Annotated in this window: 13 protein-coding genes; 10 read left to right on the forward strand and 3 right to left on the reverse strand. The window is 54.7% G+C overall.

Features of this window, described 5'->3' with window-relative positions:
- Positions 1-5: 5 nt before the first annotated feature.
- Both KRAC_RS09425 and KRAC_RS61180 read left to right on the forward strand, forming a co-directional pair.
- Entirely contained in the window at positions 6-1,559 is a 1,554-nt protein-coding gene (locus tag KRAC_RS09425) for a flotillin family protein (protein ID WP_007906411.1), read from the forward strand.
- A gap of 252 nt (positions 1,560-1,811) precedes the next feature.
- A complete protein-coding gene (locus KRAC_RS61180) occupies positions 1,812-2,618 on the forward strand; it encodes a PspA/IM30 family protein (protein WP_007906413.1) in 807 nt (268 codons plus the stop codon).
- 37 nt (positions 2,619-2,655) lie between these two features.
- On the opposite strand, the gene KRAC_RS71005 is transcribed toward KRAC_RS61180, so the two are convergent.
- The gene (locus tag KRAC_RS71005) at positions 2,656-2,802 is read right to left on the reverse strand and encodes a hypothetical protein (RefSeq protein ID WP_007906414.1); all 147 of its coding nucleotides are present in this window, start codon (positions 2,800-2,802) and stop codon (positions 2,656-2,658) included.
- Positions 2,803-2,864: 62 nt separating this feature from the next.
- A complete protein-coding gene (locus tag KRAC_RS09435; protein WP_007906415.1) occupies positions 2,865-5,069 on the reverse strand; it encodes a response regulator in 2,205 nt (734 codons plus the stop codon).
- A gap of 436 nt (positions 5,070-5,505) precedes the next feature.
- Here KRAC_RS09435 and rpiA point away from each other — a divergent pair, with 436 nt between their 5' ends.
- The 6 genes from rpiA to KRAC_RS09465 all read left to right on the forward strand — a co-directional run bounded on the left by rpiA (position 5,506) and on the right by KRAC_RS09465 (position 10,524).
- Complete coding sequence (gene rpiA / locus KRAC_RS09440; protein ID WP_007906416.1) at positions 5,506-6,201, forward strand: ribose-5-phosphate isomerase RpiA; 696 nt, start codon at positions 5,506-5,508, stop codon at positions 6,199-6,201.
- A 194-nt stretch (positions 6,202-6,395) separates the two neighbouring features.
- Positions 6,396-6,983 carry an ECF transporter S component gene (locus KRAC_RS09445; RefSeq protein ID WP_040443187.1) on the forward strand — a complete coding sequence of 196 codons (588 nt, stop codon included), beginning with the start codon at positions 6,396-6,398 and terminating at the stop codon, positions 6,981-6,983.
- Positions 6,984-7,065: 82 nt separating this feature from the next.
- Positions 7,066-7,911 (forward strand): ATP-binding cassette domain-containing protein, encoded by an 846-nt coding sequence (locus KRAC_RS09450; protein WP_007906418.1) that lies wholly within the window; start codon positions 7,066-7,068, stop codon positions 7,909-7,911.
- Positions 7,887-8,774, forward strand: a complete 888-nt coding sequence (locus KRAC_RS09455) for an ATP-binding cassette domain-containing protein (RefSeq protein WP_007906419.1) — start codon at positions 7,887-7,889, stop codon at positions 8,772-8,774. Before KRAC_RS09450 ends, KRAC_RS09455 begins: the two co-directional genes overlap by 25 nt.
- On the forward strand, positions 8,771-9,598 hold the full coding sequence (locus KRAC_RS09460) for an energy-coupling factor transporter transmembrane component T family protein (protein ID WP_007906420.1): 828 nt from the start codon (positions 8,771-8,773) through the stop codon (positions 9,596-9,598). Before KRAC_RS09455 ends, KRAC_RS09460 begins: the two co-directional genes overlap by 4 nt.
- 278 nt (positions 9,599-9,876) lie before the next feature.
- Positions 9,877-10,524 carry a histidine phosphatase family protein gene (locus tag KRAC_RS09465; RefSeq protein ID WP_007906422.1) on the forward strand — a complete coding sequence of 216 codons (648 nt, stop codon included), beginning with the start codon at positions 9,877-9,879 and terminating at the stop codon, positions 10,522-10,524.
- Positions 10,525-10,582: 58 nt separating this feature from the next.
- Here the strand turns inward: KRAC_RS09465 and menA are convergent, their stop codons facing one another.
- Entirely contained in the window at positions 10,583-11,524 is a 942-nt protein-coding gene (gene menA, locus KRAC_RS09470; protein WP_007906424.1) for a 1,4-dihydroxy-2-naphthoate octaprenyltransferase, read from the reverse strand.
- Positions 11,525-11,841: 317 nt separating this feature from the next.
- Here menA and KRAC_RS09475 point away from each other — a divergent pair, with 317 nt between their 5' ends.
- A complete protein-coding gene (locus KRAC_RS09475) occupies positions 11,842-12,099 on the forward strand; it encodes a hypothetical protein (RefSeq protein WP_007906425.1) in 258 nt (85 codons plus the stop codon).
- A 102-nt stretch (positions 12,100-12,201) separates the two neighbouring features.
- Positions 12,202-12,717 carry a PRC-barrel domain-containing protein gene (locus KRAC_RS09480; RefSeq protein ID WP_007906426.1) on the forward strand — a complete coding sequence of 172 codons (516 nt, stop codon included), beginning with the start codon at positions 12,202-12,204 and terminating at the stop codon, positions 12,715-12,717.
- The last annotated feature ends 3 nt before the right edge of the window (positions 12,718-12,720 follow it).

Genomic DNA, 12,720 nt, shown 5'->3' on the forward strand with positions numbered 1-12,720 from the left:
GGACTATGGATCAACTCATTATCACAATAGCTGTTGTAGCTGTCGTCCTCGTCATAGTGGTTCTTATCCTTTTACGAATTTTAGGCGGCCTGATGCGCAAGGTTGGTCCTAACCAGGCCCTTATCGTTTATGGCTTTGGTGGCACAACCGTCATCACAGGCGGAGCTAAACTGATCCTGCCGCTTTTCCAGCGCGCACAGGATTTCTCGCTGGAGTTGATGTCCTTCGATGTTGCACCTACCCAGGCGCTCTATACCACTCAGGGTGTAGCTGTCAACGTCGAAGCCGTGACCCAGATTAAGGTACGCTCAGATGAACAGAGCATTAAGACCGCCGCCGAGCAATTCCTCAGCAAGACCCAGGAGGATCGCGAGAATCTGATTCGCCTGGTCATGGAGGGTCATTTGCGTGGTATCGTTGGCCAGTTGACGGTTGAGGACCTGGTAAAGGATCCAGAAAGCGTCGGCGGCAAGATGCTGCGCACCGTCAGCCCCGATATGGATAAGATGGGCCTTGAAGTCATCTCGTTCACGATTAAAGATGTACGCGACGAGAACGACTATATCACCAATATGGGTCGCCCGCAGATCGCGCGGATTCGTAAAGAGGCCGATATCGCCGCCGCCCTGGCCCAACGCGACACACAGATCCAGCAGGCCAGCGCCTCACGTGAGGCAGCCGTTGCCCGCGCCCAGGCCGACCAGGAGCGCGTGAAAGCCGAGGCCGAGTCCCTCGCCCTCCAGGCTGAGTCACAGCGTAACCTGTCGATGAAAAAGGCCTCCTTCGAGGCCGAGGTCAAACGCCAGCAGGCTGCGGCAGACAAATCCTATGATATCCAATCCAACATGACGCAGCAGCAGGTCGTCGCCGAGGCCGTCAAGGTTACCGAGGTTGAGAAGCAGGCCCAGATCAAAGTGCAGCAGGCCGAAATCCAACGCCGCGAACTTGAGCTGCAAGCGACGATTCAGAAAGCCGCTGAGGCCGAGCGCCGCCGCGTTGAGACGGTTGCCGAAGCCGACCGTCTGCGCCAGATCCTCGAGGCTCAAGGTCAGGCTGAGGCCGCACGCGCCAAAGGCCAGGCGGAAGCCGACGCCTCGCGTGCTCGTGGTCTCGCCGAAGCCGAGATTGCTCGCGCCAAAGGTCTCGCCGAAGCCGAGGTCATTCGTGCCAAGGGTGAAGCGGAAGCCGACGCTATGAAGGTCAAGGCCGCAGCCTTCCACGAATACAATCAGGCAGCCGTACTCGACAAACTGCTCACCAACATGCCAGACATCGTACGTGCCATCGCCGAGCCTCTCAGCAAGGTCGACAAGGTCACGATCGTCTCGACCGGCTCCAATGGTAGTTCAGATGGCGTGGGCGCCAGCCGCCTGACCGGGGATATCGTCAATATGGCGGCCCAGGTACCCGCGCTCTTCGAGTTGCTAAGCGGTACCCACATCGGTGATCTCATGAGTCGCGTCCCTGGCCTCTCAGACCAGAACGGCAGTGCTCCCAATGGAGCCAAGGCCAATGGAACTGTTGAGGTTACCAGCGGTGACAGCTCGAAAGAGTCATAGTCACCTGGATTACGGCGGGCAAAGGGCAGGCGAGGATAATCTCACGCCCTTTCCCGCCTCTCCCTTCCCAAAGGTCATCCTTTCGAAGCGCCCATTTCGTCTGTTTCGTATGAAATATAAAGCCGTGGTCGCACGACGCTGCTCAAGCACGCGTCTACATATGACGCGCATTATATGTAGACGCGTGCTTGAGCAGCGTCGGTCGGATTGGCACTACACGCTGTCTATATCACAATATCGGGAGAGAAGCTTATGAATCTGTTGGAGCGAGTGCTCACCCTGCTACGGGCAAATCTCAATGTGGTTGTGGAGAACGCTGACGATCCCGAGAAAGCGCTCAAACAACTTCATCTCGATATGCGCAATCAACTTGTGCAAGTTAAGACGCAGGTTGCGACCGCCATCGCAGAGGGGATTAAGCTACAAAAACGCCAACAAGAATGTGAGGCCGCGGCAGAAAGCTGGCTCCATAAGGCAGAACAAGCGGTACAGCAACATAACGATGAAGCAGCGCGCGATGCGCTTGTGCATTATAACGACCTTACGCGCCAGGCAGAACACTTCCTTAACCTGAAACAAAACCAGGATCGCCTCGTCTCGATGCTTCGCTCGGCCCTGCGCCAGCTTGAAGGAAAAATAGTCGAGGTCCAGACCACGCTTGAGACACTGGAGACGCGTAAACGCAACGCCCTTATTCAACAACGCGTTCTTGAGGCTCTCAATAAACAGCGCGAGTCAGGGGTAGAGGGCACCCCCAGCCCGACATCTCCCAGCGAGGGCGAGATACGTATGCGGGCGCGAGCACAACGCCAACAACAGGCCTCCAATCCCCGACCGAAAACCACCGCTAATCTTGAACAACAACTACAACAGCTCAGGAAACGCTCCGCCGAGCCTACAACCAACCTGGAAATGCCAAAGGAGGAACCTACCACGCTCTCTCCTCGGCGCACAACGGATCAATTGGCTGCCAGCCAGCCCGCGCCTCCTCGTCTCCTCAACTCAGGCGAGCTCGATCTAGAGAAACTCAAAAAGCTCCTCAACACCGAACAGGGCTGAGGAGCCAGGTTCATCCGATCACGCCAGGGGTAGCTTGTTACCAGTTCCAGGCCAGAGAGGCAATCGATAACAAGATAATGATAGCGATTCCGATACCAATTCCTACCATAAAGGAGAAGCGATTATTCTCCTTCTCTTCCTGGGATTTCTCTGGTGTCTGCTCTATACTCTTGCTTCCGCTCATAACTATTCCTTCGCTCCTGCTAGATAATGCCTACGTGTCTTCTCGCGCTTGCACCATATCGCCTATAATGCTGCATTTACTGCGCTCTCAATATTCGCAACAATACTCAGGCTCTCCGCGGGGTTTGCCTCATGAGTAGTGATCACTACTAAAAAGGCTGATCGTCTGCTACCCACTATGCGCGCCATTATATATCGTCCAGCATTGCGGAGCAACACATCCTCGCATGCCCCCCAGCCACCTAGCTCTGCTCCCTGCTGGGCACTCTTCATCATCGCACTCAGCGGAGCACATAGGGGTGTGACATCGCTATCATCAACGGAAATCTGTGCCAGTGGGGACCCCTCCATGTTTAACACGGCGGCTGCGACAAAACCCTTGACTGAGTAGCCCAACGTCTGAAGAGCCGTGATGAGGGCAGGATAGTTAAAGGCATCACGATTCTGGTTCTGGTCAGCCTGGACGCTTTCCGCGCCGGATATGGAATTATTGACGGGCAACGGGCCACTTGTATTACGCTCCTGGAAGGATCGCAAATGATTATTGGTGATTGCGGGCCGGCGCATCGTCTCTCCCCCCACCTCATTGACGGATTCAGGCCTGATCGCTGGTTGCATACCGCTCCCCTGTTGTAGGGGATGCAGTCCGCTAGATCCATAGACTGGACCCGAACCACCGGATTGGTAAGGGTCACTCCACTCACCACCCTGAGCCGGTGAACTCGCCTGTCCTGGCTCCATCATACCTGGCCGAATAACAGGTAAATTTGAAGCGGTGGGCTGATCCGTTAACCATGATGGCAGGGGCTGCTGCGCCGAGACATCCTGGGGCGCCTGCATCGATGGTTGAGGGGCGAAAAGTTGGGCCTGCCCATCATTGCCCGCTTCAGCTTGCGCGGTTGGCTGCAAGCCATTCGTGTTTACGACCTGTCCCTTGCTCCACTCGCGCATCATAGCTTCATCCAGGCGCGGCAGTTCGCCTGTGCGCTCCCACCACTCCTTCTGTACCTCATCACTCATCCCAACACCACCCTCATTCTGCTGTGTAATTGCGGGTCCAAAAATCACATCGCGTAGTCCACTCTCAGGTACTGGTTGACCCAGTGGCTGAGCAGGAAAGCTCCCGCTCCCAGCGTTTAGCTCCTGTGAGAGAGCGGAGTGAATGCCACTCGCTGGCGTCTGATTCATCTGCCCCAGCGGCGTAGAAATTCCAAGATCCCGGTCTGTCTCAGGCATAAATGGCATATTCCCTGCAACTGGCATCGACCCGGAAAGGGAGCCAGGCGTGGGCCATATATCGGGCATACTGCCGGAGGTTTCAGGAACGGAGAACTGCCCAGGCATCGCACCAGCGATATTGGACGCTGGAAGTTGTCCCGATGGCTGTGGCATACCACCCATGACCGGGACCTGGCCCGAGAGATCATACATACCATTGGTGGCGGGGAAAGCGCCCGAGGGCTGTACTGGTATCTGTCCTGAGGCTCCCTCTGTCGTAGCCACCATGCCAAAGGGGGTATCATCAATATCATCAAAGGAGAGAGCATTGAGCGATGGCTGAGCGCCCGTCGGCTGGGGCATCTCCCCCTGTCCGTACTTGGTACGATACTGGAGGGCCTGCATAATCAAACGCGATAACGGCTGCTTCACATTAGGAATCACCTGCCCATTCCAGGGTTGATGAATCACTGTACCATTCTTATGAGCAGCGAGCGCAAAAAACGCCTCCTCGCCTCGCAAGAAACCGTATTCCGCCCATACAAGCTCACCATTCTGAAAGCGCAGGAGTCCCCGCTCCTCCAAGCCCGTATTCACCAGAAGCGCGATATTCTTGCGGCTCATCGTAATGATTTGAATCACATCCAGTAGATCAAAGGAGTCCAGGTCAACGGTAAAACCAGTATCATCCTGCATACGCCGCAGCTCTTCTCGCAGCAAGCGCACATCCAGCGGCTTCTCCAGGTAGCTCACAGCACCATTCTCTAATGCCTGTGCACGCATCTGTTCCGCTTTTATGCCGCCCAATAATACTGTACGCGTATTGGGATGATACGCCCGCAACCATTGCAGCAATTCAAATCCCTCTATGCCAGGTGCGTCGAGATCGCATATCACCACGTCATACTCATCCGCCCATAACGCACGTACGGCGTCACCACCATTGGTGACGCCCCAGACGCCATAGCCGTCGTTGCGCAAGGCATTTACGAGCTGCTGGCCAATATGCTCATCATCTTCAATCACAAATATGCGCGATATACTTGACATTATTCTACCACCTACAACAGACCTGCCCTGTTCTGCCCTCTCATTGGACGCTTTTTTCTGCTTTTAGACGTGTTTAACCGCAGCCTGGCAACTGCGGCTTATGAAAGGCTGCTGGCTGCGCTACAAAACAGGTGTTTATTTTTCCTTCAGCAAATTGCAATACGCAAGTTTTCAATACGCGTATGACATCTCTCGCAAGGCTCTTGGCCCTTGCGCTACTGCTTAAATGCGATATTCTTCTCTAAAAGGCTATCTCTGTGAGTGTATCACGATGCACTATGGATGGCAATAATTTCGCGAATTAGGCGCGGGAAGTCCCATTCGCGCTCACGGTTTGATGCGCCTTTTCCAGCGTGTTATACTCCACTACAGGAGAGCGTTTTTCATAGTAAACCCTCCTCTTGAATAATTTCGTTTATTTTTTGGAGATGCTCTTATGACTGGTCAGGAAATAAATCGTGATGTGTGGAAACAGGCTGCAAGCGAGGCGGCGGCTCAGTTAGTCGAGGATGACATGCTGGTAGGTCTGGGTACCGGTTCAACGGCGGCCTTCTTCATTCAGGCACTTGCCAGGCGCATGCAACAGGGGCTACGCATCGCTGGCACCATTTCCTCCTCGCTCGCGTCGCAGGAACTGGCACAAAGCTTACATATCCCTATCACCGATTTTGCTACTCATCCTTCACTCGATATTTATATAGATGGGGCTGATGAAATCGACTCCCAGCTTAACCTCGTCAAAGGCGGGGGTGGGGCGCTCCTGCGCGAGAAGATCGTGGCTTCCGCATCACGGCGCTTTGTTGTCATCGCCGATCAGCTTAAGCTCGTGCAACGCCTGGGACAAAGCTTCGCCCTGCCTATTGAAGCCATTCCCTTCGCCGCCCCCCTGGTCTCACGCAAGTTAACCAACCTTGGGGCAACCGTCAAGCTTCGCGGTGGTAGCACCACCCCTTTCATTACCGATAACCATAACGTTATTCTCGACTGCACCTTCGCGGATGGCATTCTTGATCCCGCAGCCCTGGATGAGCAGTTACACCATGTTGTCGGCATCGTCGAGACAGGCCTCTTTCTCGGCATGGCCCAACAGGCCCTCATCGGTGGCCCTCACGGAGTCCAGGTCCTCCCCTAACATCTTCTATGAATATTCTTGACAGTCATAGGAATTGCCGGGTATATTTCAACAATAGATCCATATCCACGAATGCATCCGGCTTCTCTAGCTATTTTGCCCTGATCTACGTTTAGCTCGCGCACAAGCAGAGAAACATAGATCCAACACGAAGGAGTGTTCGCTTGAGCAAAGTTGAACAGAAGACACAAAGCATGGATCCAACGCATCCATGGAAGCTAACGACAGAGCGAATCGTCATTGCTGCGATGCTTGCTGGCCTTACGGTATGTATCACCCTCATCCCTGGCATCGGCTTTATTCCGGTTCCCAATGTCTCTGGTAACGCGACAACAGGTCATATTCCTACCATTATTGGCGGCATCGTCGGCGGCCCAATCGTCGGCCTGCTTACAGGCTTTATCTTTGGCCTGATGAGCCTCCTACATGCCTCTAGCCCGCTCTTTAAGGATCCGACTGTCGCGATTCTGCCGCGTATCTTTATTGGCCTGACCGCCTGGGCAACCTTCGCCGCGCTCAAACGCTTCAGCTTTGATGTGGCGGCCATCAGCGCGGGCGTCATCGGCTCACTGACGAATTCGGTCCTGGTAATCTCCATGGGCATGATCAGGGGCTATATCCCCGCCAATGGCGTCATCCTGGCAAGCTTCCTGCCCCAGGTTATCGCCGAGGCGATTATCTCAGCCATCTTCGCCGAAGCGGTGGCGCGCAGCTATGCTATCGTCCAGCAGCGCCTCGTGCATGCTCCGGAGACCAAGGCTCGTGAGGAACTTCCCTATTAGCGCCGGGGAGATATGCGGCGCGTAAGGACACCGGGGCTATTGCGCCTCCACTCCCTACTTACAGATAAACCAGATAAACGCTATGCTTGAAGTTCAAAACGTTACCTTTCACTACAATACGCAGGAGGTCTCAACCCCTCCTGCGTTGCGCAATATTAACTTGCGCATCCAACCAGGCCAGACTGTGGCGATCATCGGTCACAATGGCTCAGGCAAGAGCACGCTCACGCGCCTGCTCGCCGCAATTCTCCATCCAACCCAGGGCGAGGTACGCGTTGATGATATCGCCACAACCGCGCGTGGTGAGGATTTATGGACCATTCGCCAGCGCGTTGGCGTTATTTTTCAGAATCCCGATGATCAGCTCGTCGCCAATACCGTCATCGACGATGTCGCCTTTGGACCGGAGAATCTAGGTCTCCCTCGCCACGAGATTGAGGAGCGAGTGCAGGAGGCGCTCTCCAGCCTGGAGCTTGGTGCCTCAGCGCAGCTTCCCATTAGTGACCTCTCTGTAGGGCAGAAACAGCAAGTCGCCATTGCTGGGGTACTGGCAATGCGCCCACGCTACCTCTTGCTCGATGAACCTACCACGATGCTGCCAGGTCACCTGATACGCTCGCTCCTCGCCACAGAGCAACGCCTGGCACGCGAACGGGGCATGGCCGTCATCCATATCACGCATTTTATGCACGAGGTTACAGCCTTCCAGCGTGTCCTCGTCATGCACCAGGGAGAGATTCTGCTGGATGGCTCGCCCAGCGAGATCTTCTCACATGCTGATCAGCTAGAAACCCTCGGGTTAGACATACCCATGGTCACGCGGCTGGGAGAGCGCCTGCGCGCCCGTGGCTGGCAACACCTCTCTGACGTCATTCTCACTCCCGAACAACTAAAGGCGGATCTATGCTCTTCGAACTCTTCGAATTAAAAGATGTGCGTCATACCTACCTGCGCGATACGCCCTTCGCCACAGAAGCTCTGCGTGGTCTATCGCTCACTATTCCAGAACACCAGATTACCGCCCTGGTGGGACCAACCCGCTCCGGCAAATCAACTGTGGTCGATATCCTGGCTGGACTGATTAAAGCCACGCCAGGGACGCTCTTCTTTCAGGGAGAAGATGTGATGGCCCCATCCTTTGACCGCGAACGCCTGCGCACCTCAGTTGGCGTCGTTTTTCAGTCTCCCGAGTCACAAATCTTTGAGGAGACGGTGGGTAAGGATGTCTCCTTCGGCCCATTACGGAAGGGAGCCTCTTTCGCCGAGTCGCGGCGGCTGGTGCAAACAGCGTTAGAGGATGTTGGGCTGCCCTATGAAGACTTTCGCACACGCTATACCTACGCCCTGAGTGGAGGCGAGAAACGGCGCGTCGCCATCGCCGGTGTTCTCGCCCTCCAGCCCGCTGTGATTATCTTTGATGAACCGATGGCGGGACTCGATCCGCGTGGACGGCGAGAGTTGCTGGCCCTCATTGAACACTTGAAACAGACCCAGCAGATGACGATTATCTATGCCTCTAGCAGCCTGGAAGAGGTCGTGGGTCTGGCAGACACCATTCATGTGCTGGAGCGGGGACAACTCGCCTTTTCAGGCGCACCACGCGAGATCCTCGCGCGCGCCAATGAGCTTGTGAAGCTTGGAATAGAGCTGCCAGAAGCGGTCCGCATTGCCCTGGTCTTGCGCGAGCACTATCCCGAATTCCCAACCACTGTTCTTACGCTCGACGAACTGGAGGAGGCCATAGTGCAGCATGAGGAGCTTAGAATACGTAGTGGAAGGCAACAACCATGATTGAAATCTCACGCACAATCACCTTTGGTCAATTCATCAATAACCACTCGCCTCTGACGCGTATGGATCCGCGTGGCAAGCTCCTATGCCTCATTCTACTTATTATCGTTACCTCGCTCATCAAGAGCTTTATAGCCTTCGCGGCCCTCTTGCTGTTCTGCATTCTAATACAGATTCTCTCGCGCATCTCTACACGCTATGTGCTGCGCGGCTTCCGCCCCTTCCTGGGCTTCCTGGCCTTTATTTTCGTACTCCAGGTACTCTTCTACACGGGCCAGCAACAGACAATATACTGGCATTGGGGGATGCTGAGCATCTCGCTTGAGGGCCTGCATACAAGCATCCTGGTCATTCTGCGCGTGCTTTTTCTCTACTATCTCTTCTCAATGCTGCTCTTCACCACATCGCTCGTCGACCTGACCGATGGTATGGAGGCGCTTCTCTCTCCGCTCCAGCGCATAGGTATTCCCACCAATACTCTCGTGATGGTCTTTATCATCGCGCTCAAATTTGTACCCATTTTCACCGGCGAAATAGAGCGCCTGATTAAAGCCCAGGCCGCGCGTGGTGTGCGTTTTGACCAGGGTAATTTTCTGCAACGGGCACGCAAAATCGCCCCCCTGCTCGTCCCCCTCTTCCTCAGCGGCTTCAAACGAGCCGAGGCGCTCAGCACCGCCATGGAGGCACGCTGCTACGGTTTTCATCGTGGCTGGAGAAGGAGCCGACGCCGCCAGCTAACCTGGGCGCGCTTCGACCTGCTCACCTCCCTCATAACATTACTTAGCTGCACCCTCATCTTCCTGGCCTCACAGGCCTTACCCTAAAAGACAGATGGTATGTCCAGGGGGCAGGCTGAGCCTGCCCCCTGGACATACCATCTGTCTTTTATCCAATTCTCCTTCTCCTCTAACACCGACCTCTGCCCGTTGCGCAAGCCTTCGGGGTAAGGGATGTGTGCGTGGAAAACGGCAAAGCCGTTTTCCACGCACACATCCCTTACCCCTGAGCGCCGCAGGCACGAAGCGAGAAAGAATATGATATGCTGTAGCCAGCACTTCTTATGATATGCAAATAAAGAGAAAAAGAGGATGTAGAAGCCTGCATGGCCAGCCGCATTTATCCCAACCTCCCCACCACACGCCTGCTCATTGTTCGTCATGGACAGACAAGCGCCAGTCGCGATGAGGTTTGTTGTGGGACCACCGAACTCCCCCTGACCGATACAGGTCTGCTCCAGGCTAGAGCGCTGGCCGAGAGCTTGCGAGACGAAACCATCGACGCCATCTATTGTAGCCCGCAGCAACGCGCACAGCAGACCGCCATTCCCAGCGCCAACCTGCTCAACCTGCCAATCCAGACACGGCTCGCCCTGCGCGAGATGGATTTTGGCCGCTGGGAAAACCTTCCACGTGAACAGCTGAAACAGCACTACCCGGCGGAACTTGTGGCCTGGGATCGAGGCTCCTGGATGGTCAATCCGCCTGGCGGCGAGACACAGCAGGCCGTCCTGGCCCGTACCGTCCCCTGCTTGACCGAACTCCTGCTGAAGCATAGCGGGCAGACGCTACTTCTCGTATCGCATAAAACGGCCATTCGCCTGCTTGTAGGCCATCTCCTGGAGATGTCCCTCTCGGCCAGTCGCCGCCTCAGCGTCAATAACGCCAGCCTGACCGAACTCCATATCACGGGTGACTCCGTCCACCTGGCGCGCTATAACGAAACCAGCCATCTCCGCCAGTTGAATAGCTGAGTAAAAAAAGGGAGGTGCAGGAGGGAGACCCTCCTGCACCTCCCTTTTCGTCTTAGCGTTAGATCCTACCCGTGATCAATGTGGCGAGCAGAATCCCCAGGGTCAGCACAACCCCAAATTGCAGATTCAACATCGCAGTCCGCTTGATTCCTAGCATAAAGGCCTTGCGGTCCGTTGCTTGTAAGACCGAGCGTACATTGCTGAAAGCCAGTGGGAAGGTGACCAATACAATAAGGCTGGTGATAGGCAGCAGACCAACCAGCACAAACAGGGCTGTGGCCACATAGCTCCCCATAAGCAAGGTGGCATGATAACGCTTCCCAAACTTTAGACCAAAACGCACTGGAAGCGTCTTCTTGTTGACCGCCAGGTCGTCCTGGTAATCACGCACATTATTCATATTCATGATGGCCATGATCAGGAAACCAACAGGGATGCTGGCGGCAAAGGCTTGCCAGGACCAGTGCTGAATCTGGACATAGTAGGCACCCCAGGTCATCAAGAGGCCCATGGCGATATAAACCATGATATCGCCCAGGCCGCGACTGGCTAACTTGAAGGGGCGGGCGCTATAGAAGTACGCGATTAAGAGGCCAGTCAGACCAAAGAGGAGGATCTCCGGGCCGACCAGAAACACGAGCAGAATCCCCAGGAGGGCCGCGATGACAAAGCAGCCGATAGCACCGCCCAGCACCTGACCAGCGCTCATCTCGTTACGGAAGATCACAGTCGAAGCCCCCAGAGACCCCTCATGATCCAACCCATAGGCATAATCAAAGTATTCGTTAAAGTAGTTCGTGCCAATCTGCAAGAAGAGGCAGGAGACAAAAGTTGTCAGGAAGATGAGGGGATGAAAGGTCCGCTCATATCCAGCAATAGCCGTCCCAACAAGCAGTGGGCTTACCGTCGCCACCAGGGTAAAGAGGCGCGCAGTCTTTAACCAGTATTTCCAGCCGGGCTGTTTGCTCCCTACAGCTGGTTGAACAATATTTTCACTCATAGTGCCGTTTTAACCCGTTCTGTATCTTTGTTTGGATGGTCACAGTGGGCAATACACCCTCTATGTGGACCGATAGATACAAGCCTGAGGAGGCTAGATCTATATCATGCCTTTGTTGAATATCTCTATACTAAAGATAGTAACTCTTACACGAGCTGAAGTCAAAGGCTTTGTGTGCATACAGTGGTACAGGCAAAGCCTGGCGATAAGACACAAGCGCGGAGAGGAAGCATCATGAGGCAAACGCTTCACCATTGTCTCCTTCTCTCATACTGATGTTATCGACAGACAGAGATTCAAGAAAGGGAGATTCAGCAATGGCAGATATAGATTTTGGCACTTCACACGAGAAACACACCATTAAGAGCGTTCCTAAGGAAGCCCATGATCAATACTTTCGCGTCACAGACCAGGTCTCGGAAGAGGTCTGGTACTGGGCCGCGCTCATCTCTATTGTAGCTTCGGCGTTTCTGTTTTCTACCAAGAAGCGTGATTGGAGCCTCTTTGTTGGTCAATGGCCCCCTACGTTCTTGCTCTTCGGCCTGTTCCATAAACTCCTGAAGCCTTCACACTAGAAGCTTCGTGTAAGTACTGGGTCCGTTTTGTCTTCCACATGAATAGAGCAAACGGACCCTTTCTCCACGTTATTCGAGAGCACCACAGCGAGGAGGAGGCGCATGCAAAACCCAACAAATATCAGAAAATGGACGGAGTTAAAGGGCATAGCGGCAGTCTCTCTGGATACAGGCAAGAAAGTGGGAACCATAGAAGATTTTTACTTCGAGCCACAGACGAGCGCTATTTACGCTTTCCAGGTAAAGACTGGCCTGTTTGGACATCACGCGCTTCCTCTCGCGCATATCAAGGCCATTGGTGTCGATGCCATTACCTTTGACAGCGAGAAGAGCCTGGCCAAAGAAGAGAAGGGCAGCCACCTGGCAACCCTACCCCTGGCAAGCGTCCTGAACCAGTATCGCGTCCTGAGCGAAGGCGGCACCGTTGTGGGAACCATCGGCAATATCCTACTGGATGTTGTCGACCCAACACAGGTGCGCCTGGCCGGTTTTGAACTGGCCGGTGGCCTACGCGAGAAACTCAGCGGGCACCATCACATGTTTGGGGCCAATCAGGTGGCCAGCTATGGACATGATGTCATCGTTATTCCCGATGCCGTCGCCCAAACGTTTCAATAAGCC

Origin of the sequence: Ktedonobacter racemifer DSM 44963 (genome assembly GCF_000178855.1) — a bacterium.
Lineage (GTDB): Bacteria > Chloroflexota > Ktedonobacteria > Ktedonobacterales > Ktedonobacteraceae > Ktedonobacter > Ktedonobacter racemifer.